The 25,806-nt window shown below is 60.2% G+C and carries 21 protein-coding genes and 1 pseudogene; 8 read left to right on the top strand and 14 right to left on the bottom strand.

Annotation, left to right across the window (positions count from 1 at the left end; translation table 11 throughout):
* Window positions 1–80: 80 nt before the first annotated feature.
* Both DBP26_RS25095 and DBP26_RS25100 read right to left on the bottom strand, forming a co-directional pair.
* Window positions 81–773, bottom strand: coding sequence for a helix-turn-helix transcriptional regulator (locus DBP26_RS25095; RefSeq protein WP_108240285.1), 693 nt, complete (start codon window positions 771–773; stop codon window positions 81–83).
* 642 nt (window positions 774–1,415) lie between these two features.
* On the bottom strand, window positions 1,416–2,624 hold the full coding sequence (locus DBP26_RS25100) for a multidrug effflux MFS transporter (protein WP_108240286.1): 1,209 nt from the start codon (window positions 2,622–2,624) through the stop codon (window positions 1,416–1,418).
* Between the two features lie 228 nt (window positions 2,625–2,852).
* Between DBP26_RS25100 and DBP26_RS25105 the strand changes: the two genes are divergently transcribed.
* Window positions 2,853–3,212 (top strand): hypothetical protein, encoded by a 360-nt coding sequence (locus DBP26_RS25105; protein ID WP_108240287.1) that lies wholly within the window; start codon window positions 2,853–2,855, stop codon window positions 3,210–3,212.
* Window positions 3,213–3,294: 82 nt separating this feature from the next.
* Window positions 3,295–3,792 carry a GreA/GreB family elongation factor gene (locus tag DBP26_RS25110; protein ID WP_108240288.1) on the top strand — a complete coding sequence of 166 codons (498 nt, stop codon included), beginning with the start codon at window positions 3,295–3,297 and terminating at the stop codon, window positions 3,790–3,792.
* Window positions 3,793–3,872: 80 nt separating this feature from the next.
* Here the strand turns inward: DBP26_RS25110 and ettA are convergent, their stop codons facing one another.
* On the bottom strand, window positions 3,873–5,537 hold the full coding sequence (gene ettA, locus DBP26_RS25115) for an energy-dependent translational throttle protein EttA (RefSeq protein WP_108240289.1): 1,665 nt from the start codon (window positions 5,535–5,537) through the stop codon (window positions 3,873–3,875).
* Between the two features lie 498 nt (window positions 5,538–6,035).
* Here ettA and DBP26_RS25120 point away from each other — a divergent pair, with 498 nt between their 5' ends.
* Window positions 6,036–9,770 carry an EAL domain-containing protein gene (locus DBP26_RS25120; protein ID WP_108240311.1) on the top strand — a complete coding sequence of 1,245 codons (3,735 nt, stop codon included), beginning with the start codon at window positions 6,036–6,038 and terminating at the stop codon, window positions 9,768–9,770.
* 448 nt (window positions 9,771–10,218) lie between these two features.
* Window positions 10,219–11,472 (top strand): serine hydroxymethyltransferase, encoded by a 1,254-nt coding sequence (glyA, locus tag DBP26_RS25125; protein WP_108240290.1) that lies wholly within the window; start codon window positions 10,219–10,221, stop codon window positions 11,470–11,472.
* Between the two features lie 164 nt (window positions 11,473–11,636).
* On the opposite strand, the gene yjiA is transcribed toward glyA, so the two are convergent.
* From yjiA to DBP26_RS25140, 3 genes are all read right to left on the bottom strand, one after another.
* Entirely contained in the window at window positions 11,637–12,608 is a 972-nt protein-coding gene (gene yjiA / locus DBP26_RS25130) for a GTPase (protein ID WP_256604731.1), read from the bottom strand.
* Window positions 12,609–12,745: 137 nt separating this feature from the next.
* Window positions 12,746–12,943, bottom strand: a complete 198-nt coding sequence (locus DBP26_RS25135) for a YbdD/YjiX family protein (RefSeq protein ID WP_108240292.1) — start codon at window positions 12,941–12,943, stop codon at window positions 12,746–12,748.
* Window positions 12,944–12,969: 26 nt separating this feature from the next.
* Window positions 12,970–15,039 carry a carbon starvation CstA family protein gene (locus DBP26_RS25140; protein WP_108240293.1) on the bottom strand — a complete coding sequence of 690 codons (2,070 nt, stop codon included), beginning with the start codon at window positions 15,037–15,039 and terminating at the stop codon, window positions 12,970–12,972.
* A 150-nt stretch (window positions 15,040–15,189) separates the two neighbouring features.
* Between DBP26_RS25140 and DBP26_RS25145 the strand changes: the two genes are divergently transcribed.
* A complete protein-coding gene (locus DBP26_RS25145) occupies window positions 15,190–15,558 on the top strand; it encodes a PilZ domain-containing protein (RefSeq protein WP_108240294.1) in 369 nt (122 codons plus the stop codon).
* Between the two features lie 37 nt (window positions 15,559–15,595).
* On the opposite strand, the gene DBP26_RS25150 is transcribed toward DBP26_RS25145, so the two are convergent.
* From DBP26_RS25150 to radA, 3 genes are all read right to left on the bottom strand, one after another.
* Window positions 15,596–16,177: a hypothetical protein gene (locus tag DBP26_RS25150; RefSeq protein ID WP_108240295.1), complete on the bottom strand. Its 582-nt coding sequence runs from the start codon at window positions 16,175–16,177 to the stop codon at window positions 15,596–15,598.
* A gap of 16 nt (window positions 16,178–16,193) precedes the next feature.
* Complete coding sequence (locus tag DBP26_RS25155) at window positions 16,194–16,802, bottom strand: hypothetical protein (RefSeq protein WP_256602076.1); 609 nt, start codon at window positions 16,800–16,802, stop codon at window positions 16,194–16,196.
* A 211-nt stretch (window positions 16,803–17,013) separates the two neighbouring features.
* Entirely contained in the window at window positions 17,014–18,384 is a 1,371-nt protein-coding gene (gene radA / locus DBP26_RS25160) for a DNA repair protein RadA (protein ID WP_108240312.1), read from the bottom strand.
* A 196-nt stretch (window positions 18,385–18,580) separates the two neighbouring features.
* Between radA and mscL the strand changes: the two genes are divergently transcribed.
* A complete protein-coding gene (gene mscL / locus DBP26_RS25165; RefSeq protein WP_108240297.1) occupies window positions 18,581–19,030 on the top strand; it encodes a large-conductance mechanosensitive channel protein MscL in 450 nt (149 codons plus the stop codon).
* Between the two features lie 130 nt (window positions 19,031–19,160).
* Here the strand turns inward: mscL and DBP26_RS25170 are convergent, their stop codons facing one another.
* Window positions 19,161–19,937, bottom strand: a complete 777-nt coding sequence (locus DBP26_RS25170) for a ferredoxin--NADP reductase (protein WP_108240298.1) — start codon at window positions 19,935–19,937, stop codon at window positions 19,161–19,163.
* A gap of 365 nt (window positions 19,938–20,302) precedes the next feature.
* Here DBP26_RS25170 and DBP26_RS27420 point away from each other — a divergent pair.
* Together DBP26_RS27420 and DBP26_RS25180 are read left to right on the top strand one after the other, a co-directional pair.
* Window positions 20,303–20,515, top strand: a pseudogene (locus DBP26_RS27420) (helix-turn-helix transcriptional regulator); the annotation flags it as partial.
* A gap of 168 nt (window positions 20,516–20,683) precedes the next feature.
* Window positions 20,684–21,808: a methyltransferase gene (locus tag DBP26_RS25180; RefSeq protein WP_108240299.1), complete on the top strand. Its 1,125-nt coding sequence runs from the start codon at window positions 20,684–20,686 to the stop codon at window positions 21,806–21,808.
* Window positions 21,809–21,857: 49 nt separating this feature from the next.
* Here DBP26_RS25180 and DBP26_RS25185 read toward each other — a convergent pair whose 3' ends face one another.
* The 4 genes from DBP26_RS25185 to DBP26_RS25200 all read right to left on the bottom strand — a co-directional run bounded on the left by DBP26_RS25185 (window position 21,858) and on the right by DBP26_RS25200 (window position 25,766).
* Window positions 21,858–22,025 (bottom strand): DUF2474 domain-containing protein, encoded by a 168-nt coding sequence (locus DBP26_RS25185; RefSeq protein ID WP_108240300.1) that lies wholly within the window; start codon window positions 22,023–22,025, stop codon window positions 21,858–21,860.
* 12 nt (window positions 22,026–22,037) lie between these two features.
* Window positions 22,038–23,045 carry a cytochrome d ubiquinol oxidase subunit II gene (gene cydB, locus DBP26_RS25190; RefSeq protein ID WP_108240301.1) on the bottom strand — a complete coding sequence of 336 codons (1,008 nt, stop codon included), beginning with the start codon at window positions 23,043–23,045 and terminating at the stop codon, window positions 22,038–22,040.
* A 3-nt stretch (window positions 23,046–23,048) separates the two neighbouring features.
* A complete protein-coding gene (locus tag DBP26_RS25195) occupies window positions 23,049–24,488 on the bottom strand; it encodes a cytochrome ubiquinol oxidase subunit I (protein ID WP_108240302.1) in 1,440 nt (479 codons plus the stop codon).
* Window positions 24,489–24,836: 348 nt separating this feature from the next.
* Window positions 24,837–25,766: an alpha/beta hydrolase gene (locus DBP26_RS25200; RefSeq protein ID WP_256602070.1), complete on the bottom strand. Its 930-nt coding sequence runs from the start codon at window positions 25,764–25,766 to the stop codon at window positions 24,837–24,839.
* Window positions 25,767–25,806 lie beyond the last annotated feature (40 nt).

Genomic DNA, 25,806 nt, shown 5'->3' on the forward strand with positions numbered 1-25,806 from the left:
CTGACCTGCTGACCGTGGCGAACATGCGTCGCCGCTGTCAGCCAGCTGGCAGCGTCGGACCCTGAGCAACGCGCCTGTTGTCAGGCTGCGGCGGCGATCTTGTTGATCTCTCTCTGCCCATTGGAAGAAACCTGCAAGGTGCTGGCCTCCTCCGTAGTGCGCAACCATCCCAACTGCATGAACAATTGCAACAGCCCCGCGCCCAACGCCCCGCCCAAGTGGGGTGCGGCTCCCTTGCACTCGGTACAGACGCAAACGGTTTCCCGTTGCCGATGCGCCAGCGCCGGAACGAAGATGCCCCGCTCGGCGAAACGCGATATGCCCACACTGGTCACTTCGAGCCGCTGATCGGACTGCTCGATCCACCCGGCGCCGAGCATCCGCTGATAGAGCGCCGTCCCCAACTCCCCGCCGAGGTGATCCGAGCAGATGCTGGCCCTGAGCAGCGGCAACGGCGGAAGCGGCTGTGCAACGCTCCGGCTGACCAATTCGGCGCTGACCATCGAAGCACTGGCCAGCGCCTGGACCGCCATCCCGACTTCCGGCGCCGCTATCCGGAAAAAGCGTTTCTTGCCGCGCGCTTCCTGCCTGAGTAATCCACCCGCGGCCAGACGCCCCAAGTGTGCGCCCGCCGATGAAGTCGACAGCCCCACCAACAATCCAAGCTCATCTGCCGCTCGGGACGCCCCATCCATCATCGCCCACATCATCGCGCTGCGTTTGGGATCAGCCAGCAGTGCCGCAATCTGACTGATGCACGGTGCCTGTTCCATGTCCTCACTCCCTGTTGAAACTTTTCCAATACGGTAGCCAAGTCGCTTGAACGACTACATTGTTGTCTTGAACGAATGATGGCCTTGATCCATATCACTTCATGGAAATTCCAGGTAACCAAAATTGCGGAAGTTACAGATCTGGCGATTCACCCACGACAGTTTGAAGACCGGAACGTTGTCCGGACTTAACGTGGCGACAATAGTATAAGCGCTGCACCTGGTAACCAAGACAACTCCCAGGCTAGGCGAGTAAGCACCACTCTATCGGGAAGGCAGAACATTCCGCAGGATGTGCCACATACACCTTGGAACAAGGTGATGCGATATGTAGCGGGCAGGCTTGATGCAGCGGGGCCGCTTTTGGAGTTTCGGCCATTTGTACGGATCTACATGAGGCAATTGCCTACACGAAAAACTCCAGAAACTCTCAAGAAAAAAATCTACATTCCCTTTGGAGCGCCAGCCGCTCAAAGCCCCCCCGTCAACACTAACGGCACCCGACGAGGAAAATTCTTATGTGGAAGTGTCCGTGCCAGAGATAACAACCGCCGCGGCTCAATCCGGTAGTCAGGTGATTGCTTCAGTGTGTGTACGGCAACTCGTAACAGCCGCCGTACAGGGGATAAACGCTGAGCGACGTCAGATACGAACGTCCGCGTGTAAGGCCGAGGCTTCACGCTTTTTCTGGGCATGCCGGGTGATGGTCGCCAGCCCTGCGGTCAACACGCCGCACAGGGTAATGACAGTTGCCATCGGCACCGCCGTGCCGTCATGTAGGACACCCACCAACGCCGCTGCACCCGCCGCGACGCTGAATTGCAGGCACCCCAACAACGCTGACGCGCTGCCTGCCCGTTTGCCCTGGCCAGCCATGGCGCACGCCGAGGCGTTGGGGATGATGCAGCCCAGGCTGGCGATGTAAATGAACAGCGGCACCAACAACGGCCAAAGCTGACGGGTGTGCAGCGAAGCAATGCCCAACAGCACCAAGGCGCCGCTCAGATACAGCCAGACCGCCCGTGACAGCAACCCGCCCGGCCCGAAGCGCCCGACCAGTCTAGCGTTGATTTGCGCCACCAGAATGAAGCCCGCTGCGTTGGTCCCGAACAACCAACCGTAGTGCTCGGCGGGTACGCCATACAGTTTGATGAATACGAAGGGCGACCCTGCAATGTAGGAAAACATTCCAGCCATGGCGATGCCACCGGTAAGCGCATGACCCAGGAAGATCCTGTCCCTGAACAAACGCAAGTAGGCACCCAGCGCACCGGACAAGGGGGGTCGAGGATGCCCCGCCGGCATGCTCTCCGGCAGACCGATCGCTACTGCAGCGGCAGTGAAGGCGCTGAACAACGTCAGTGTCATGAAAATGGTCTGCCACCCGTAAACGTTAACCAACACGCCTCCGAGCATGGGGGCGAGAATCGGCGCCAAGCCCATGACCAGCATCAATTGAGAAAACACTTTCGCCGACTCGACCGGGGAGCATTTGTCGCTGACGATGGCCCGCGACAGCACCATGCCGGCGCAACCGCCGAGGGCCTGAACGAAGCGCGCAGCAATCAGCCACTCCAGGCTTGGAGCGAACGCGCAGGCCAAGGACGCAAGCGTGAACAGCCCTACGCCAAACAGCAAGGGCACCCGACGTCCGAAGCGATCCGCGATCGGGCCATAAACAAGTTGGCCAATACTCAAGCCGAGAAAATACGATGCCAGCGTCAACTGGACATGCTTTTCATCGGTGCCGAATGCCGCAGCGATGGCAGGAAATCCCGGCAGGTAGAAATCAATGGCCAAGGGCCCGAAGGCGCTAAGAGCGCCCAATATTAGGATCGTTCGCAAATTCATTTATTTTTCCAGGCAAGTGCGCGCAACGGTGCAGTTTAACAACCCTGCACCTCGAGCGGCGGTTGAGCAGCCATTGATTCATCGATTTTTTCCGTCGCGTGCCGCTCGGCGCAACAGTGGAACTAATGGAACATGACCGGGCATCGGTTAATGGATTTCTCACAGCGCTTTTACAAATAACTCACGGATCCGCTTCTAGACTTTTTACATAAGTCGAGGAAAACGAAAATGAACACGCGTTGGGTTGTGCTGTGGTGCTGCTTGGTAGTTGCCGGTTGTCAGTCTACCCACGACCAATTGTTGGCCGAAGGTTATCCACCGGCGTTCGCAGACGGGTTTCAGGATGGCTGTGGCAGTGGCCGGCAATCCATCGACCCCATGAAAGGTCAGTACAAGAAGGATGTTCCGCGTTACTTGCGCGACACGATTTACGCGCAAGGTTGGGGCGATGGCTTCCAGCAATGCCAAGCGCAATTGGTCAACCGCAATGTGCAGGACCAAGGCCGTGACAGTATCTGGAACGACCGGGACCGCGCGTGGGAGCAGCAGAAAACCCAGGATGCCGCCAAAGCGTATCGTTCTCGCTGAACCTAAAGCCGTTTGGGGACGTCTTCTCTGTCATCGTCAGCCAACATGCCTGCACCTTCAGGCTTCAACAAAGGAGCACACAATGAGTCGGGCCTTCGTCAACGAAGACCATGCTGCAGCGCAGACCAGCCAACCGGTCGAACGCCAGATCAGCGAACAGCCCAATTACGTCACCGCCCAAGGTCTGGCCCAACTGCAGGCCCACGTCGCGTCGCTGCAGGCCCAGCACAGCGACCAGGCAGGGCGTGGCGAAATGGCCGACCAGCAGCGGCTGGCCGATATCGAACGGGATTTGCGGTATTTCACGCAACGGGTCAACAGCGCGCAGGTGGTGGTGCCAGCGACCTCGGTCGATAAGGTGCAAATCGGCAGTTGGGTCACCTTCGCTGATGAAGAGAATCGCGAGCAGCGTGTCCAACTCGTGGGCGAGGATCAAGCGGATGCCGCCAGTCAGTTGATCAACTGGGCCTCTCCCTTGGGGGTCGCTTTGTTGGGCGCTCGCGTGGGCGATGAGGTGATCTGGAAACGTCCCGCAGGGGAACAAACGATCGAAGTGGTGCGAATCGAGGGCGAGGCCTGAGGTCCCCGAACCCGAGGCGAGCCTCGTCTGTCCATAAAAAACGGAGCCCGAAGGCTCCGTTCTTGTGACGCCATCCAGTATCAGGCGAGCTTCTTGTGACGCACGCGGTGCGGCTGAGCCGCGGCTTCACCCAGGCGTTTCTTGCGATCGGCCTCATACTCGGTGTAGTTGCCTTCGAAGAAGACGGCTTGCGAGTCGTCCTCGTAGGCCAGGATGTGAGTTGCCACGCGGTCCAGGAACCAGCGATCGTGGGAAATCACGATGGCTGCGCCGGGGAAGTCCAGCAACGCTTCTTCCAGAGAGCGGAGGGTTTCAACGTCCAGGTCGTTAGACGGTTCGTCGAGCAGCAAGACGTTCCCGCCCTCCTTCAAGGTCAATGCCAGGTGCAGGCGTCCGCGCTCACCGCCGGACAGGTCCTTGACGAACTTCTGCTGATCGCCGCCCTTGAAGTTGAAGCGTCCGACGTAGGTGCGCGAGGGGATTTCGTAGTTGCCAATCTTGATCAGGTCGGAGCCGTCGGAAATCTGCGCGAAAACGGTCTTGCTCCCGTCCAGGTCTTCGCGGCTTTGGTCGACGCAGGCCAGTTGGACGGTTTCACCGATTTCGATCGTGCCCGAATCCGGTTGCTCCTTGCCCATCAGCATCCGGAACAGCGTCGACTTACCGGCACCGTTACCGCCGATCACGCCAACGATGGCGCCTTTTGGCATGGAGAACGACAGGTTGTCGATCAACACGCGATCGCCATAACCCTTGGTGACGTTTTTGAACTCGATCACCTTGTCGCCCAGGCGCGGACCGGCCGGGATATAGATCTCGTTGGTCTCGCTGCGCTTCTGGAATTCCTGAGATTGCATTTCTTCGAAGCGTTGCAGACGGGCCTTGGATTTGGACTGGCGGGCCTTGGCGCCTTTGCGCACCCACTCCAGCTCCTCTTTCATGGCCTTCTCATGAGCCGATTGCTGCTTGGACTCCTGGGCCAGACGGTCGGACTTGGCTTCCAGCCAGCCCGAATAGTTGCCCTCATAGGGAATACCCGCGCCGCGGTCGAGTTCCAGGATCCAGCCCGCAACGTTGTCGAGGAAATAACGGTCGTGGGTAATCGCGACCACGGTACCTGGGAAGTCGTGCAGGAAATGCTCGAGCCAGGCAACGGAGTCGGCATCCAGGTGGTTGGTCGGTTCGTCGAGCAGCAGCATGTCAGGCGCCGACAGCAACAGGCGGCACAGGGCCACACGGCGCTTTTCACCACCGGACAGGTGTTCCACCTTGGCGTCCCATGGCGGCAGACGCAACGCATCGGCGGCGACTTCCAGTTGGCGCTCCAGGTTGTGACCGTCGCTCGCCTGAAGAATGGCCTCCAGCTTGGCCTGCTCGGCGGCCAGCTTGTCGAAATCGGCATCCGGCTCGGCGTAAGCGGCATAGACTTCATCCAGACGCGCCTGAGCGTCCTTGATCACGCTCACCGCTTCCTCGACCACTTCGCGCACGGTTTTGCTCGGGTCCAACTGGGGTTCTTGCGGCAGGTAGCCGACATTCAGCTCCGGCATTGGACGCGCCTCACCATCGAACTCAGTGTCGACGCCCGCCATGATTTTCAGCAAGGTGGATTTGCCCGAGCCGTTGAGGCCGAGAACACCGATCTTGGCGCCCGGGAAAAACGACAGGGAGATGTTTTTCAGGATTTCCCGCTTCGGCGGAACAACTTTGCTCAGCCGATGCATGGTGAAGACATATTGGGCCATGGAATGAAAACCTGGAATGTGACAGTGAATGTTCAAAGACGCGAGCTTACTGCCCCGCTGCAAAAATCGCTGTTATTTATCGTCGAAACTTGCCGCCAGCCGATTCAGCGCCTTGAATGGATTGAGACTTGAACCGTAAAACGGCGACGCCGGGAGCTTCCGAGCATCGGTCATGAAGCTGGAGCAATGTTTGCAAGCCATGCGCACGTCTTGCAGAAAACGGGCACCTCGCGCGTGGCGCCAAACTACCCGAATGCAGTCGACAGGGCAAACCGTGCGGCCCAATAAGGCTGGCACTTAGCCACAAGTCAAGGCATGCTAGCCGCCCTTTGGGCGTCGAGCTTATAGTGCGCTTCGCACACGCTGATTCAGTCCAGCAGTCAGGATCACAGTTTGTCCACACCAGGCCCCCTTTCTCCTTTGCGCTCAACTCACAGCGCGACGTCTGTGCCTTCCCGAGGCTCGCTCAAGGGCGCGCTGGCGGTGCTGGTGCTGCTGATGCTCGTGTTGCTGTTATGGCAACTGTTCGAACAGTTCCAGCAGACGCAGGAGCGGCAACATCAGCGCAGTGTCGATTACAGCATTCAACTGGCCGACCGGTTGAGTTTGAACATGGCGCTCAATGCCCAAGTGGCCCTCAACGTGCTGGATGACGCAAAAAGCCGCGTACAGGGCTCGGTCCTGACCCCCTCCACACTCGACCGCCTGCGCCAGGCGATGCCAGGCTTGCTCAGCGTAGCGTGGCTGGACGAAAACGCTCAGGTGTTGGCCGACAGCGCGTCCGGCAGTCCGGATGCCGACTTTTTGGCTCAACAGCATGAGCGGATCGGTGGGCGTACCTACTATTACGCCGACGCGCCTGACGGTTCGCTGTTCTATCTCTTCGTCCGCCAGTCCGGCAGCGACGCCGAGCGCTACTGGGCCATCCGCTTGAGCCCTCAGGCGCTGAAGTCCCTGACGCGGGAAAGCGATCAGGACTATAAAGCCGTCTGGCAGTTGGAAAACCGCACGACTCAGCAGGTGGTGTACCGGGGCAATGCCGATGACGAAGCGTCGGCCAGCGGCGACATTCAGACCCTGTTGCTCGAACCGCTGACCAACAGCGACTGGCAACTGCGCGGGCTGTTCGACAGTACGAAGGTGCGCCAGGCGCTGATCGCCCCGTTGATCGGCAAATGCCTGATCGCGCTGGTGTGCTCCATTCTGCCTTTGCTCGCATTGCGCAGCCTGCACCGTCGGCAGTTGCAATTGCATGAAAGCCGTCGGCGCTACAAGGACATTTTCGAAGGCACCGGCGTGGCGCTGTGTGTGCTCGACCTGTCCGGCCTGACGGCCTACCTCAGGCACCTGCAACTGAACAGCAGCGCAGACCTGCACCGGCGCTTGCTCAATCACCCGGACCAGCTCAAACCGCTGCTGCATCAATTGCGCATCACGGAGGTCAACCAGGTGGCCGCCGGCCTGCTGCGGGCCGAATCCGCCGAGCAGGTCTGGCAACAACTGATCGAGGGCTGCCCGCGTGCTCGCCAGGGCATCGGCGTGCAGTTGATCGGCGCGGTGCTCGATGGCCTACCGCAACTCGAGCTGGAAATCGTGCTACCCGACGCTCAGGGCAATGATCAGCACCTCTGGCTGGTGGTACGTCTGCCCGAGCAACCGGAAGACTTCAATGCCGTCATTCTCAACATCAATGATGTGACCAACCGCAAGCAGACCGAACTGGCATTGCAAGAGCGCGAGAGCTTCTGGTCGGAAGTGGTACAAACGGTACCCGACCACTTGTACGTTCAGGACGTCGCCACGCGGCGCATGCTTTACAGCAACCATCATCTGGGGCATTCGCTGGGCTACAGCAAGGAAGACGTCGAGCAGATGGGCGAATACTTCTGGGAGATCCTGCTGCACCCGGATGACGCCGAAGCGTACGAACGCCTGCGCCTGATGCGCAGCGAAGACAACCGCAGCGACCTGATCGAGCAACAATTGCGGTTTCGTGATCGCGGTGGTCGCTGGCGGCGTCTGGACATCCGCGAGCAAGCGTTGGCCCGCGATGAAGATGGCCGGATCACCCGGATTGTGGGGGTGGCCAAGGACATCACCGAACAAGTGGAGGCAAGCCAGTCCCTGCGTGACAGCGAACAGCGCTACCGCATGCTGGCAGAAAGCATCAGCGACGTGATTTTTTCCACCGATGCCCGGCTGCGCCCCAACTACGTCAGCCCGTCGGTCAACACCGTCTTGGGGTACAGCGCCGAGTGGATTCTGGAGAACGGCTGGAACTCGATCATCGCCAACCCGCACCAGTTGGGAAACCTGCAAACCCTGCTGCATCGGGTCGGCAAAGCGCTGAACAAGCCCGAAACGCTGGCGCAATTGCGCAGCGAGGTACCGACTCAACTCTTCCTCTTCGACTGCCTGCGCGCGGATGGGCGCAAGATCCCCGTCGAGCTACGGCTGGTGCTGGTGTGGGACGACTCGGGCGCCTTCGAGGGCATTCTGGGCGTGGGTCGTGACATCAGTCAGCAACGCCGTGCAGAAAAAGACCTGCGCATGGCGGCCACGGTCTTCGAGCACTCGACGTCGGCCATTCTGATCACGGACCCCGCCGGCTACATCGTGCAGGCCAACGACGCCTTCAGCCGGGTCAGCGGCTATGCGGTTTCCCAAGTCCTCGATCAGTTGCCGATGATGTTGACGGTCGAGAACCAACAGGAAGCCCACATGGGTTACATCCTCAAGCAACTGCATCAGCGCGGCAGTTGGGAGGGCGAACTGTGGTTAAAGCGCCGAGACGGCGAGCATTACCCAGCGTGGGTCGGCATTACTGCCGTGCTCGACGATGAGGGCGACCTGGCCAGTTACGTGTGTTTCTTCAGTGACATCAGCGAACGCAAAGCCAGCGAGCAGCGCATTCATCGCCTCGCCTATTACGACGCCTTGACGCATCTGCCCAACCGCACCTTGTTCCAGGACCGTCTGCACACCGCCCTGCAACACGCCGAGCGGCAGAACGCCTGGGTTGTGCTGATGTTTCTCGATCTGGACCGTTTCAAACCGATCAACGACTCGCTGGGCCACGCCGCCGGCGACCGCATGCTCAAGGAAATGGCCTCGCGGCTGCTGGAGTGCGTTACCGAAGACGATACCGTGGCGCGCATGGGCGGCGATGAGTTCACCCTCCTCCTGCAACCCGGCGCCACGCAGCAAGCGGCGCTGACCCGTGCCATCCATGTCGCCGAGCAGATCCTGGCCAGCCTGGTGAAGCCGTTCGTACTCGAAGGTCGGGAATTCTTTGTCACTGCCAGCATTGGCATCGCCCTCAGTCCTCAGGATGGCCATGAACTGAGCCAGTTGATGAAGAACGCCGACACGGCCATGTACCACGCCAAAGAGCGCGGCAAGAACAACTTCCAGTTCTACCAGGCGGACATGAACGCCAGCGCGCTGGAGCGCCTGGAACTGGAGAGCGATTTGCGTCATGCACTTGAGCAAAAAGAGTTCACCCTGTTCTACCAGCCGCAGTTCAGCGGCGACGGCAAGCGGCTGACCGGCACCGAGGCCCTGTTGCGCTGGCGTCATCCTCGTCGCGGGCTGGTCCCCCCTGGGGATTTCATTCCCGTCTTGGAAGAGCTGGGCCTGGTGGTGGAAGTCGGCGAATGGGTGCTCAAGGAAGCGTGCCGTCAGTTGCGCGAATGGCATCAGGCCAAGGTGCGGGTGCCGAAAGTGTCGGTCAACATTTCCGCGCGGCAGTTCTCCGATGGGCAGTTGGGTACGCGCATTGCCAATATCCTCCAGGAGACTGGCCTGCCCCCTGCCTGCCTGGAGCTGGAATTGACCGAAAGTATTTTGATGCGCGAGGTCAGCGAAGCGATGCAGATCCTCGATGGCCTCAAACGCCTGGGGTTGAGCATTGCCGTAGACGACTTCGGCACCGGCTATTCGTCGCTCAACTACCTCAAGCAATTCCCTATCGATGTCTTGAAGATCGACCGCACCTTCGTCGACGGCCTGCCGTCCGGCGAGCAGGATGCCCAGATCGCCCGAGCCATTATCGCAATGGCCCATAGCCTTAACCTGGCCGTGATCGCCGAAGGGGTGGAAACCCACGAGCAACTGGACTTCCTGCGCGAACACGGATGCGACGAAGTGCAGGGCTACCTTTTCGGCCGCCCGATGCCCGCGACACGGTTCGAAGCGCAGTTCAGCAATGACACGCTCTTCATGATTGATTGATACGGCAGGGGCGCCGCCAAACCCGCTGACTCGCCGCATTGCGTTGCAGGAGCGCGCTTGCCCGCGACGACTTTTGTACAACCGACACGGGTGCCGGGTGCAAAAACGTATCGCGGGCAAGCGCGCTCCTACAGGTGTCGGGTCAGGCTGGATGAAGACAGGTCGTCTGCGGCATGACCGCCTTTCAACTGATTGATGCGGCAGGGGCGCCGCCAAACCCGCTCACCGCATTGCATTGTAGGAGCGCGCTTGCCCGCGAAGACTTTTGTACAACCGACACGGGTGTGCCGGGTGCAAGAACGTATCGCGGGCAAGCGCGCTCCTACAGGTGTCGAGTCAGACTGGATGAAGACAGCTCGTCTGGGGCATGACCGCCTTTCATATGCCATCTAAAAGCCGATGAGTTAGAATGCCCCCCTTTTCAACTGCCCGATCCCCGAGGACCGCCATGTTCAGCCGTCATTTGACTATCGCCAAGTACGACTCCGACCTGTTTGCCGCTATGGAGCAAGAAGCCAAGCGCCAGGAAGAGCACATCGAGCTGATCGCCTCGGAAAACTACACCAGCCCGGCCGTGATGGAAGCGCAGGGCTCGGTCTTGACCAACAAGTACGCCGAAGGCTACCCAGGCAAGCGTTACTACGGTGGTTGCGAATACGTCGACATCGTCGAACAACTGGCCATCGACCGCGCCAAGGAGCTGTTCGGCGCCGATTACGCCAACGTACAGCCGCACGCAGGTTCCCAGGCCAACAGCGCCGTCTATCTGGCGCTGCTGAACGCAGGCGACACCATTCTGGGCATGAGCCTGGCCCACGGTGGTCACCTGACCCACGGCGCCAGCGTTTCCTCGTCCGGCAAGCTGTACAACGCGGTGCAGTATGGTATCGATGGCAATGGCCTGATCGACTACGACGAAGTCGAGCGCTTGGCCGTCGAGCACAAGCCCAAGATGATCGTGGCCGGTTTCTCGGCGTATTCGCAGGTCCTGGATTTCGCCCGCTTCCGCGCCATCGCTGACAAAGTCGGCGCTTACCTGTTCGTCGATATGGCTCACGTTGCCGGCCTGGTTGCTGCGGGTGTCTACCCCAATCCGGTGCCGTTCGCCGACGTCGTCACCACCACCACTCACAAGACCCTGCGCGGCCCACGTGGCGGCTTGATCCTGGCGCGCGCCAACGCCGACATCGAGAAAAAACTGAACTCTGCCGTTTTCCCTGGCGGTCAAGGCGGCCCGCTGGAGCACGTCATCGCTGCCAAGGCGATCTGCTTCAAGGAAGCGCTGCAGCCTGAGTTCAAGGCTTACCAGCAACAAGTGGTGAAGAACGCCAAGGCCATGGCTGCCGTCTTCATCGAGCGTGGCTTCGACGTCGTCTCGGGCGGCACCGAAAACCACTTGTTCCTGCTGTCCCTGATCAAACAGGACATCTCCGGTAAAGACGCCGACGCCGCGCTGGGTCGCGCTTTCATCACCGTGAACAAGAACTCCGTGCCAAACGACCCACGCTCCCCGTTCGTCACCTCCGGCCTGCGCTTCGGCACCCCGGCTGTGACCACTCGCGGCTTCAAGGAAGCAGAGTGCAAGGAACTGGCGGGCTGGATCTGCGACATCCTGGCTGACCTGAACAACGAAGCGGTGATCGACGCCGTCCGTGAGAAGGTCAAGGCCATCTGCGCCAAGCTGCCGGTTTACGGCGCCTGATAGCGGTTCATCGATGTCAGAAAGCCCGGCTCTTGAGCCGGGCTTTTTTGTCTGAAATCTCCGCACCGTAGGAGCGCGCTTGCCCGCGAGACGTTTTGGTACCCGGCCCTTCGTATCGGATGTACGAAAGTCTTCGCGGGCAAGCGCGCTCCTACAGTTAGTAGTTACTCTGCTGAAACGCCGGCAAAGCCTTCCCGGATCTTTTGCTCCGGCAATTCGTCGGCGATGAACACGATGACGCTCTCGCGCTTCTCGGCCGGCCCCCACTCCACATCGAAATCGAAGCCGTATAACTTCAGCACGCCCTGAAACACCAACTTGCGGTCCTCGCCAGCAATGTTCAGCACGCCTTTATAACGCAGCAACTGCTTGCCATGGGCTTCCAGCAGCTCGTTCATGAATTCGCTGAGTTTGTCGATATCAAGCGCCTTGTCGCTGCGCAGGACCACGCTGCTGATGCGGTCGATGGAACGCCCTGCCGGGGCTGCTGGGCGCAGCACCATACCGCCCACGTCTGCATTCAAGTTGAAGCCACGGACATCGAGCAACTCGGCGAGGTCAATGCGGCCGTGCTCGACCACGCGGATCGGTGCTCGGCGGTTGATTCGGGTCAGGCGCTCGCTCAGGGCGTCGAAGGCAGAACGATCCACCAGATCGGTCTTGCTCACCAGCAGCCGGTCAGCGAAACCGATCTGGGCCTGGGCAATGGTCTGCTCCAGGTGGGTTTGCGCGTGAGCCGCGTCCACCAGGGTGATGATCCCGTCGAGGATGTAACGCTCGCGCAACTCTTCGTCGATGAAGAACGTCTGGGCCACTGGCGCAGGGTCAGCCAGCCCGGTGCACTCGATCACCAGCCGATCGAAGGCGATTTCGCCACTGTCCAGCCGCTCCAGCAGCAGGTACAGCGCGCGGGTCAGGTCGGTGTGGATGGTGCAGCACACGCAGCCGTTGGACAGCGTCATGACCTGCACGGGTTCGCCACCCAACAACTGGGTATCGATCCCGGCATCGCTGAATTCGTTTTCGATCACGGCGATTTTCAGGCCGTGCTCCTCCTTGAGCAGGTGACGCAGCAACGTGGTCTTGCCCGCGCCGAGAAAGCCACTCAGGACGGTGACAGGGATGGGATTGAGCAAACAGAAATCTCCAGCACACATGAATACCTGCAGGAACGCGCTTGCCCGCGACCTACGGCGCGTCACCGACATTCGTCGTTTGACACTACGCAAATCGCGGGCAAGCGCGCTCCTACAAACGAAAACGCATCAGCCGATCAACAACACTTAGGCCCGCCCTTGCCGCCGTAACGCGCATCCTGGCGTTCCCGAAAGAACGCCTCGTACGACATCACCGGCTTGTCCGGGTGCTTGGTCTGCATATGTTCGACGTAGATGTCGTAATCCGGCATGCCGACCATCAGGCGCGCGGCCTGCCCCAGATACTTACCCAGACGGCTCAGGTCATTGAACATACACAGCTCCTCGCTTCAGGGCGAACTCAATGGGTTTTCGGGAACGCTTGGAAAGGCGCTTCCTTGTCGCTGCGTTCTTTCTTGACCCAGGCGGCGCGACCGACCTTGATTGCATAGAACAGGATGCTCAATACCACGAACAAGAACAGGACGGTCAGCGCCGCGTTGGTGTACGCGTTGAAAATCACGTGCTGCATCTGCTCCATGGATTTGGCCGGTGCCAATACCTGCCCCGCTTCCGCCGCCGTGCTGTATTTCTTGGCCAAGGCCAGGAAGCCAACGGCAGGGCTTGGATCGAACAGCTTGATCAAGCCTGCAGTCACGGTACAGATCAGCAGCCACGAGGCTGGCAGGATGGTGACCCACGCGTACTGCTGACGCTTCATCTTGATCAGCACGACCGTCGCCAGCATCAATGCGATCCCGGCCAGCATCTGGTTGGAGATCCCAAACAGCGGCCAGAGGGTGTTGATGCCGCCCAGCGGATCGATCACGCCTTGGTACAGCAGGTAACCCCACAGCGCCACGCACCCACCCGTGCCGATGGCGTTGGCAGCCCAGGACTCGGTCCGTTTCAGCGCGGGCACGAAGCTGCCCAGCAAGTCTTGCAGCATGAAACGACCGGCGCGAGTCCCGGCGTCGACCGCCGTCAGGATGAACAAGGCTTCAAACAGGATCGCGAAGTGGTACCAGAACGCCATGGTGTTCTGGCCAGGGAATGCCTGATGAAGGATCTGTGCGATGCCGACAGCGAGGGTCGGCGCACCACCGGCACGCGCCAGGATGGTGTTTTCACCGATGTCTTTGGCAGTCGCCACCAGTTGATCCGGCGTGATAACGAAGCCCCAACTGCTGACCATCTGCGCGACTGCGTTGACATCGGTGCCGACGATCGCTGCGGGGCTGTTCATGGCGAAGTACACGCCAGGTTCGATGACCGACGCGGCGACCATGGCCATGATGGCCACGAAGGACTCCATGAGCATGCCGCCGTAACCGATGTAACGGGCGTTGACTTCGTTATCCAGCAGTTTGGGCGTGGTGCCCGAAGAGATCAGCGCATGGAAGCCCGAAACGGCACCGCAGGCGATGGTGATGAACAGGAACGGAAACAGGGTGCCTTTCCAGACCGGGCCGGAGCCGTCGGTGAACTGGGTCAGCGCTGGCATTTTCAGCTCGGGCGCCAGGATCAGGATACCGATGGCCAGCGCGACGATGGTGCCGATTTTGAGGAAGGTCGACAGGTAATCCCGCGGGGCGAGTACCAGCCAGACCGGCAACATGGCCGCGACGAAGCCATAGCCCACCAGCATCCAGGTGATCTGCACGCCCGTGAAGGTAAACAGCGGCGCCCATTCCGGACTGGCTGCCACTTGGCCGCCGATCCAGATGGACACGAGCAACAGCACCACACCGATGATGGAGATTTCACCAATGCGGCCCGGGCGAATGAAGCGCATGTAAATGCCCATGAACATCGCGATCGGGATCGTCGCCATGACCGTGAACATGCCCCATGGGCTTTCGGCCAGGGCCTTGACCACGATCAGCGCCAGCACCGCGAGGATGATGATCATGATCAGGAAACAGCCGAACAGGGCAATGGTGCCGGGAATGCGGCCCATTTCCTCGCGCACCATGTCGCCCAGCGACCGGCCGTTACGACGGGTGGAAAGGAACAGGATCATGAAGTCCTGCACGGCCCCAGCGAGCACCACCCCGGCGATCAACCAGAGCGTGCCGGGCAGATAGCCCATCTGCGCCGCCAGCACCGGACCGACCAGCGGGCCTGCCCCTGCGATCGCCGCAAAGTGGTGGCCGAAGAGAATGTGTTTGTTGGTGGGAACGTAGTCCAGGCCATCATTGTTGATCACTGCCGGAGTCGCCCGGGTCGGATCGAGTTGCATGACGTGGTTGGCGATGAACAGGCTGTAGTAGCGATACGCAACCAGGTAAATGGCAACCGCGGCGACCACGATCCAAAGTGCGTTGATTGCTTCTCCCCGACGCAATGCAACTACCCCCAGGGCGCAGGCCCCAAGAATCGCAACAATCAGCCAGGGCACATGGCGCAGCAGACTATTATTGTTTTTCATTTTTTATTTCCAGCTGAGTGGACTTGTTATTTGACCAGCCTTTGGAGTTTAGCGCTGCTGAAGCGAAAGGCCACCCCCGACCATGGTCTCGCGCGGGATTTGACCTATAGTCAAAGCAGTTGCCGTACACGGCTCAGGAGAAGTCGAGTCATGACAGATTCCCATGAAGAGCGTCGCCGTTTTAAACGTATCTCGTTCGATGCCAGGACCGAGCTGACTCAGGGCCAGAAAAGCTGGCCTGTGCACCTCATCGATCTTTCTCTAAAGGGATTGCTGATCGAACGCCCGTCGCCCTGGCTGGGCAATCCGGACGAACCGTTCATCGTCGACATTCTTTTGAATGTGGATATCGACGTGCAGATGGAAGTGAGGCTGACCCACGATGACCACAATCATCTGGGTTTTGTCTGCGAGCACATCGGGCTGGAGTCAGTGACGCATTTGCGCAGGCTAGTGGAGTGGAATCTGGGTGATCCCAAAGAGCTGGAGCGCGAACTGGCGGCGCTGATCGAGGTATGAGGCACGGGGCTGGCTCCGTGCCTGCTGATTGGTCCGCTTAGATCAGCTTCTGTTTGACCGCTTCTTCCAGCGAGCTTTGCGTCAGGTGCTGGATGATGCCGTCCGGCGACTGGTTGAACGGCAGCGCGAAGACCAGCAGCAATTGCATCCAGGTCGTGACCGTCTCACTCTTCTCGACACGGCCGAGCGTTTTTCCGTCGCGGTCCTTGTACACCGTTTCCAGAACCAGCTTGTTGTCGAACGTGGTCGGGATCACGTAAAGGGTGGCACCGGTCAGGATCGCACTGGCAAAACTGCCGGTTTCCTGATTGCGCAGCGTGGCGTAGACATACACATCCGACTCGACCTTGTCGGTGGTCACGCTCTGGAAGCGCTCGGACTGTTTGACGTTATCGACGAACACCTTTTCCCACGCCGCCGGGCTGGTGCCGCCCGGCGTCTGCTGGCCATTCATCGTGTGCATGGTGGTGAACCGAATGTAGGCCGAAGGCTTGGCTGCCGCTTCCTTGTTCGGCAACGGCCAGTTTTGCACCACGGGCAAATCATGTTGCGAGTACGACACGCAGCCCGTTAGCGATACCCCAACCAGCAACAACAGCGTTTTCAACGTGCGCTTCATATTCTGTCGAATCCTTTCAGTGAGCATTCAGTTGCGTGACAGCGTCGTCTGTCAGCTTGGTGATCAACGCGCGCAGTTGTGGACTGCCAAGACCGGGCGCTGCGTAATCGGGATCGAACAATCCGACGTTGCGTGGCTGATCGACTCGCTGCATCGACTTGGCCAGCGTTTTGCCCGTGCGATCCTCGATGCTCAGTTCGCCCGCCAGATCATAGGTGTCGACGTAAACCGGGCCGTTGACCCAGATGTAGATTGTCAACGTCAGCAAAGCCCCCGGAAAGTAAGCCGGGTGCGGCGTGCGTTTGCCGTGCAAGGAGGTCAGGTTGAATTTCAGCAGAACGTCCTGATCACCCAGTTTTGCCGGAAACACCGACAGATCTTTGAAGTAACCGGCGCTTTCCAGGTAGTGATTGATCTGGTCCGTCAGTTGACGACTCGCGTTCTTGCGCAGGTCGTCGTTAATATCAGGGGCGGAAATGACCACATCCGACATCTGCGCAACACGAGGACTGCTGACCGAGGCTGCCTTTTCAGGCTCGCCCAAAGGGCCGTAGGTATTGAAAGAAAAACAGCCCGTCAGCGAAAGCATCGCGCTCAATAGCAAAAAACAAGAAACCCGTTTCACAGCCAACATCCTTATTTCAGGCGAACAGCCGTGCGTATCGGTCCAGAGCACCGACACGGCAATATTCAAATCTGAGGGAGGGGGAGTAACCAGAGCAACGCGAAAGAGTGCGCCAGCGAAACCACGGGCGCGATATTAATGTGACATCATTATGGCGTCAATTTTTGAGTCGCGTTATCGAGCCATCGCCGACGAGTCGGCCGCCATGGCTCTACTCCTCGAACAGCGCATCCAGCGCCTGATCCAGCCGGGTCACGGCCACCACGGTCAGTCCGGGCGGCGCCTCCTTCGGTGCGTTGCCTTTCGGCACGATGGCGCGTTTGAAACCGTGTTTGGCCGCTTCTTTCAAACGTTCTTGACCACTGGGCACCGGGCGCACTTCCCCGGACAGGCCGACTTCGCCGAACACCAGCAGATCGCCCGGCAGCGCGCGGTTGCGCAGGCTCGACATGACCGCCGCCATCAATGCCAAGTCAGACGCCGTTTCCAGCACCTTGACCCCACCCACCACGTTAAGGAAAACGTCCTGGTCGTGAGTGGGAATTCCGCCATGGCGGTGCAGGACGGCGAGTAGCATGGATAACCGGTTCTGATCCAGCCCAAGCGTGACGCGCCGCGGGTTGGAGAGGTGGCTGTCATCGACCAATGCCTGAACCTCGACCAGCATGGGCCGCGTGCCCTCCCACGTCGCCATGACCACGCTGCCAGCAACCGCTTCCTGCGCACGGGTCAGAAAAATCGCCGAGGGATTGGAGACTTCTTTCAGGCCTTTGTCGGTCATGCCGAACACGCCCAGTTCATTGACTGCACCAAAGCGGTTCTTCACCGCCCGCAACAAACGCAGGCGGCCATCGGACTCCCCTTCGAAATACAAAACGGTGTCGACCATGTGTTCGAGAACGCGAGGCCCAGCCAGCGCGCCCTCCTTGGTCACATGGCCGACCAGAAAAATGGCCGTGCCACTTTGCTTGGCGTAACGGACCAACAGCGCTGCACTCTCTCGCACCTGGGCTACGCCACCAGGAGCCGATTGCAGTTGTTCGGTGAAGATGGTCTGGATTGAGTCGATCACCATGACCTTGGGCTGCTCGACCCTGGCCGTGGCGATGATGGTCTCGATGCTGGTTTCGGTCATGACCCGCAGTTTTTGCTGGGGCAGGCTCAGGCGGCGGGCGCGCATGGCCACTTGTTGTTGCGACTCTTCGCCAGTGACGTAAAGCGCAGGCATGTGCTCGGCGATCGCACAGAGGGTCTGCAACAGGATCGTCGACTTGCCGATGCCCGGGTCGCCCCCTATCAGCACCACCGACCCATCGACCAGGCCGCCACCAAGCACGCGGTCCAACTCGGCGGAGTGGGTGGAAAAACGCGGGATCTCCTCGACGCTCACCTCAGCCAGCGTCTTGATCTGGGCTTGCTGCCCAGCCCAACCGCCGCGGCCCGCCGGCGCCGACGCGCCGCCGCTTTCGATCATGGTTTCTGTAAGCGTGTTCCAGGCGCCACATTCACCGCACTGGCCGGCCCACTTGGGAAAGGTCGCGCCGCATTCGGTGCAGCCATACATGCGTTTGGCCTTGGCCATGAAACCCCCGCCGAAAAAAAGACCCATGATACCCCAAGGCTCAAATTCGGGCGTGAATCGGCGGTCAGCGGAGGTGGGTCTGGTCATTCGATAAAACTATCGTGAGCCTGTCCGGTCGATTGAATGGATTACGCGGGATGCACGTAGCTGACTTACACTGCATTCACCACCCTCATCTGTAACAAAGGAATACACCATGAGCGTACTGAGCGAATTCAAAGCCTTTGCCGTTAAAGGAAACGTCGTCGACATGGCCGTCGGGATCATCATTGGCGCGGCATTCGGCAAAATCGTTTCGTCGTTCGTCGGCGATGTAATCATGCCGCCCTTGGGGCTGCTGATTGGCGGCGTGGACTTCAGTGATCTGGCCATCACCCTGAGAGCCGCAGAGGGCAATGCCCCGGCGGTGGTATTGGCCTACGGAAAATTCATTCAAACGGTCGTCGATTTCGTGATCGTGGCGTTCGCCATTTTCATGGGTGTCAAAGCGATCAACCGCCTGAAACGCGAAGAAGCCAAAGCGCCCTCCGTGCCACCGGCGCCTTCGCCGCAGGAAACCCTGCTGACCGAAATCCGCGATTTGCTCAAGGAGCAGAACAGTAAGCCGGCCGCGCCGCTGCCAGTGAATCCTGATCGGTTGGTCTGAGCCTCGTCTTGCAAAGCCAAGGGGGCGAGCCAGCGGCCTGACTCGCTCCCATCTCACTATTTCCAAAGCGTGTCGCGAAAATCGTCCCCATGGATGGGTAAGCTGCCCCCACTTCGCTGTCGCAGCGTCACTACCAGTAGTTTTCCACGGCCACTTGGCCAGGCTTGCGGGTCAGCGCCAAGCGCATGTCCCGGGTTTTGAGCAGCGCCCGGGTGTCCTCGATCATTTGCGGGTTACCACAGATCATCACCCGCGAATGCTCAGGGGACAGCGCCACGCCAGCGGCGTTCTCCAGCGAACCATCCTCGATCAACGTCGTAATGCGCCCGCGCAGGGCTCCCGGGTGCGCTTCGCGAGTGACGGTCGCGATGAATTGAAACTTGTGGGCATGCTCGGCCAGATACTCGCGCTGTGTCAGCTCGTTGATCAACGTCTGGTAGGCCAACTCCTTCGCCTCGCGCACGCTGTACACCAGAATGATGCGCTCGAATTTTTCCCAGACTTCGAAATCCTGCAGGATCGACAGAAACGGCGCGACGCCGGTGCCGGTTGACAGCATCCACAGATCTCGCCCGTCGGTGAACCGATCGAGCGTCAGAAACCCCGTGGCCTGCTTTTCCACCATCAAGGTATCGCCAATGCGCAGACGGCTGAGCTCACTGGTGAATTCGCCGCCCGGCACCACGATGGAGAAGAACTCGAGAAACTCGTCGAACGGCGACGACACCACCGAATAGGCCCGCCAGACAGTGCTACCGTCGGCTTTGGTGACCCCCAGACGCACGAACTGCCCCGCCGTGAAGCGAAACCCAGGATCGCGGGTCGTGCGCAGGGTGAAAAGGCTGGGCGTCAACGAAGTGACCTCCAGCAGGGTCTGGCGGGTGAATTTCTCTGCGCTGGCGGTCATGGGCGTGTAGGGCTCTCGCACGTGATGGTGTGACGCACAGTTTCCCGCAATCGGCCGCCGATAAACACCGCAGGTTTGTAATGGTATCGACGGTCCTATGGTTGAAATCGGCCTTTTTTAGAGCATTTCGCAATTGCGCTTATTGCGACACGGAAAAAAGGATTTCCCGACGGCTGCCAATCCACTGAAACTCCTGCACTTTTTCGCCCGCTCTCCACGGGACTGCTCTTTCCGTCTGTCAGCCGTCAACCGGTGCGATGCGCCCGCCTGCGTATTCCTTTCCTAGACTTCAATCAACGGAGTCGTTCAGCGAGCGATGAACACGGAGATATGTAATGGATTACATGAGATTGGATCTGCTGCGCATGGCCACCGCCGGCCCATTGATCCACAGCGGTCTGACACTGCGGGAGATCGAAGTCCTCAAATGGTCCGCCGAGGGGAAAACGGCGGCCGAGGTGGCACTGATTCTGGATGTGAAGATCAGAACGGTTAATTTCCACGTCAGCAGCGCGATTCGAAAAATGGGGGTGACCAACAAGATGTCGGCGGTGGTGCAGGCAGCGCTGCATGGCATGCTGCCTCTCGCCGATGCTGCCGACATGAGCGTGAGCGGCCCTACGAAGACGGAGATGCGCGAGCGCGAAAAACACGTAAAATCGCTGGTTTCGTGAGCCGGTTGCCGGGGTGCTTCGTTCGCCATCGGTCGTCCGACCACGTCGTCAACGAACGGACTTTTCCCGCACATGCCCCTGCTTACCACGCCTTTCGCCGAGCTCGATCTGATTCGCCAACCGGAGCAATCGGATGACCCCCTGCAGGCGTTCGACGCCGCCGACGAGTACTTGCTCCAGCATGTCGCCGAGCAGGGTCTGACCCTGCAGACACGCGTGCTGGTTCTCAACGACAGCTTTGGCGCGCTGGCGGCAAGCCTCGCACCCCACGCCGCCGTGTTCAGCAGCACCGACTCGTTCCTGGCGGCACAGGCTCTGGAAAAGAACCTCGCGCGCAACGGCCAGGCCTGGAACGCGGTTCCTGTCATCCCGGCCAGCGAACCGCTGACCGGCCCCTTCGACTGGGTGCTCATTCGCGTACCCAAGACACTGGCGCTGCTGGAGGAACAACTCATTCGGCTACAGGGCCAGTTGGCACCGGGCGCGAAGGTCGTGGCAGCCGGCATGATCAAGCATCTGCCACGCTCGGCAGGCGAACTGATGGAAGAATACCTCGGCCCCGTTCAAGCCTCGCTGGCAGTCAAGAAGGCCAGGCTGCTGTTCTGCACGCCTGAACCGAAAGACTGCCAGCCCTCGCCGTTCCCGACCCGTTACAGGCTGGATGACCCGAAGATCGAGTTGGTCAACCACGCCAACGTCTTCTGTCGTGACGGGTTGGATATCGGTACCCGAGCGTTTCTACCGCACTTGCCGATGCACCTGGGCTCAGCCCGGGTCGCAGACCTGGGTTGCGGCAACGGGGTGCTGGGCATCGCCAGCGCACTGGCTAACCCACAGGCGCACTACACCCTGGTGGACGAGTCCTTCATGGCGGTGCAATCCGCACGGGAGAACTGGCAACTGGCGTTGGGTGGTCGCGAGGCGGCGATTCACGCTGCCGACGGGCTGGCTGGGCAAGCACCGGATTCGCTGGATGTGGTGCTGTGCAATCCGCCGTTCCATCAACAGCAGGTGGTCGGGGACTTCCTGGCATGGCGCATGTTTCAGCAGGCGCGCTCGGCGCTGGTGACAGGCGGCGCGCTGTACATCGTCGGCAACCGCCATCTGGGCTATCACGCCAAGCTGGCGAGGCTGTTTCGTGGCGTGGAGCAAGTGGCGGCGACGCCGAAGTTCGTGATCCTCAAGGCCCGTAAGTAAACCCACGGCAAACATGCAGAACCCGGCCTTCGCCGGGTTCCCGTCACTCTCAGTGGGTCTTCATCCCCGCTGCCGTCATGAACATCCTCAGCAGGCTGGCCACCACGAACAGCGCCAGCACGCTGCCCGACCAGATGACCACCAGCCAGCCAAGGCGCTGCCAGAGCGGCTTTTTGGCCGAGCCATCGTCTTCCCTCACAACGTGTTTGCCCGTCATCGCCCTGCCCTCTTAGTGGTAGCCATGCTCGTGGGTGACCTTGCCGCGGAATACGTAATAGCTCCAGAAGGTGTATCCCAGGATGAAGGGGATGATGAACAGCGTCCCCACCAGCATGAAGCCTTGGCTCTGCGGAGGCGAAGCGGCATCCCAGATCGACACCGATGGCGGAATGATGTTCGGCCACAGACTGATCCCCAGGCCGCTGTATCCCAGGAAGATCAGCACCAGCGTCAGCAGGAACGGTGTGTAGTGCGCATTGCGCTCTACCGCCTTGAACAAGCCGTACATCGTCACCAGCACCAGGGCCGGTACGGGCATGAACCAGAACAGGTTCGGCACGCTGAACCAGCGATCGGCAATGTCCTGATGCGCCAGTGGCGTCCACAGGCTGACGATTCCCATGACCACCAGCGTGGCAATGGCGAGCGGACGGGCCAGATCGTGCATCGCCTTCTGCAAGCCGCCTTCGGTCTTCATGATCAGCCACGTGCAGCCGAGCAACGCGTACGCAACGATCAGCGCCAGACCGCAAAACAGCGAGAACGGTGTCAGCCAATCCAGGCCGCCCCCGGCGTAGGCACGGTTGACCACGGGAATCCCGTCGATGAACGCACCGAGCGCCACGCCTTGAAAGAACGTCGCTACCAAGGAACCGCCTATGAAGGCTTTGTCCCACAAGTGGCGCTTGGCATCGGTGGCCTTGAAACGGAACTCGAACGCCACGCCACGAAAGATCAAGCCGAACAGCATGAAAATCAGCGGCAGGTACAAGGCTTCCAGCACCACCGAATAGGCGAGCGGAAAGGCGCCGAACAGCCCTGCCCCGCCCAATACCAGCCAGGTCTCATTGCCATCCCACACCGGTGCGACAGTGTTCATCATCACGTCGCGGTCGGTCTTGCCCTTGATGAACGGGAAAAGGATGCCAATCCCAAGGTCGAAGCCGTCCATGACGACGTACATCATGATGCCGAAGATAATTATCACGGCCCAGATCAGCGGAAGATCGATGCCCATGATTCAGTTCCCCTCGCGCAGGCTGTCTTTGAGGCCTTCTTCGGTGCCTTCGTCGGCAGCGGAGAGAGGACGTGCTGGTGTGCGTTTCTGACCCGGCCCACCGTGCGGCAGGTCGTCACCCTCGTGGGTTTTCGGCCCTTTGCGCACTAACCGCATCATGTAGCCGAAGCCCGCGCCGAACAGCGCAAAGTAAACGATGACGAACAGCACCAACGTCAGGGTCATTTGCTCCACGCTGTGGTTGGAGGAGGCGTCGGCCGTGCGCAGCAGCCCGTAGACCACCCACGGCTGACGGCCGATTTCCGTGGTGAACCAACCAGCCAGCAGCGCGATCAGGCCCGACGGTCCCATGACCATGACCAGCCTGAGGAACCAGCGATTGCTGTACAGCCCGCCGCGCCAGCGCAGCCAGGCGCTCCAGAGCCCGACGGCAATCATCAGCATGCCCAGGCCGACCATGATGCGGAATGACCAGAACACCACGGTGGCATTCGGGCGATCCTCGGGTGGGAAGGACTTGAGGGCCGGAATCTGTTTGTCGAGGCTGTGGGTGAGGATAAGGCTGCCCAGGTACGGCACTTCGAGCGCGTATTTGGTCCTCTCTTCCTTCATGTCGGGCCAGCCGAACAGGATCAGCGGCGTGGGCTCATCGCCAACGTTTTCCCAGTGCCCCTCGATGGCCGCGATCTTCGCCGGTTGGTGCTCCAGGGTGTTCAAGCCGTGGGCGTCGCCGACCATGGCCTGAATCGGAGCCACCACCAGCGCCATCCACATGGCCATCGAGAGCATGCGGCGGATGGCCGGGTTCTCGCGTCCGCGCAGCAGGTGCCATGCCGCCGACGCGCCGACGAAGAATGCCGTAGCGACAAACGCGGCAATGGCCATGTGCGTCAGACGGAAGGGGAATGAGGGGTTGAAGATCACTGCCAGCCAATCGACGGGAATCACGCGGCCCTCGACGATCTCATAGCCCTGTGGCGTGTGCATCCAGCTATTGGAAGCCAGGATCCAGAAGGTGGAGATCAATGTGCCGATGGCGACCATGACCGTCGAAAAGAAATGCAGACCTCGACCGACCCGGTCCCAGCCGAACAGCATGACGCCCAGGAAACCGGCCTCGAGGAAAAATGCGGTCAACACCTCATAGGTCAGCAAGGGCCCGGTAACGGCACCGGCAAAGTCGGAGAAGCGGCTCCAGTTAGTGCCAAACTCGTAGGCCATTACCAGGCCCGAGACGACACCCATCCCGAAGTTGACGGCGAATATCTTCGACCAGAAGTGGTAAAGGTCGCGGTAGGTGTTGTCGTGGGTCTTGAGCCAGAGGCCTTCGAGCACCGCGAGGAAACTCGCCATGCCGATGGTGATGGCAGGGAACAGAATGTGAAATGAAACGGTGAACGCGAACTGCATTCGGGCGAGATCGAGCGCCTCTAAACCGAACATGGGTCTTCCTCTATCAGGTGATACCGGCTAAAGAGCGACTGCCCCACACGAAGTATTGAGCGCTCCGTGGTGTGTTTGTTCTTTTGAATTGCGTGACCGGATTCGGCTCGCAGGGGCCGTGTCAAGCCAACCCGTCAAGCAAAGGGCTTCGCGCCCTTGATGCAAGTCAACCGACACTAAAAGAGTAGTCCGATTTCGGCACATGGCCCGCGTGGTGTTTTGTCGCGTGACGAGTTGCCTCACCTTTTGCAGCGGAGCAGGGAGCGAAAAACGAATCAGATGAAGGCAACGAAGAGGCGCCGAGCCGCTCGGCCGTGCGGCTGAATCGACTGGCGCGTCAGACGAGGGTCAATTCGAGGGGCGCAAAAAAACCAGCAAGGCAGCGATCAGTCGCTGGTACATCGCATCGACTTCCGGTACCTGTCCCTTTCCGCGCAGGCAGCCGTGCACCAGGCCCAGCCCTGGATCAAACACGGTCGTCACGCCCGCCTCACGCAGCGCCCGCTCGTAGCAGACGCCGTCGTCGCGCAGCGGATCGAACTGCGCAACACCGATGAATGCCGGTGCCACACCGCGAAAGTCGGCAGCACTGAGTGGCGCGGCATAGGGCGAGCGTTCGCCGTCCTTGAGGTACAACTGCTGATAGAACCCGATGTCTGCAGTGCTGAGCAGCGGCGCATCGAAGCATTCCCTGCGCGAAGGCAAGTCCTCAGCCCCGCCGAGCCCAGGGTATATCAACGCCTGGACCACGGGCTGACGTTCGCCGGCGTCACGCAGGGCAAGGCAAACTGCCGCCGCAAGGTTGCCGCCTGCGCTGTCGCCGGCGATGGCGATCCTGTGTGGGTCGATATCCAAACGAGGGCCCTGAATCTGCAAGGCGTGCCAGACCGCCAGGCAATCGCCAAAGCCCGCCGGGAATGGATGCTCGGGCGCCAGCCGATAGTCCACCGCGATGACCACGGCATTCAGGTCGACCGCCAGGGCGCCGGTGAGAAAGTCATGGGAATCCAGATCCCCCACCACCCAGCCACCGCCGTGCAGGTACAGCACGCAAGGCGCAGGTTGTTCGGGGGGCAACGCGTGCGGTCGATAGTGACGCACCGGCACGCCTGCCAGCTTCAGATCATTGACATCCAGCGCGCCGGGACGCGGAGGATTCAACGCTTGGCACATGCGTGAGTAGGCGCAACGCTGGGCACTGATTTCCTGTGAGTCTGCGCTGTAACGCATGGTTTCGCTGATGAAATCGGCCATTTCTGGCGAGACCGGATAACCCATGACATTCTCACCCCGTCAGTGCGCCAGAAGCCGTAGCGGC

It is taken from the genome of Pseudomonas sp. RIT409 (assembly GCF_003052515.2).
In the GTDB taxonomy this organism is placed as follows: Bacteria; Pseudomonadota; Gammaproteobacteria; order Pseudomonadales; family Pseudomonadaceae; genus Aquipseudomonas.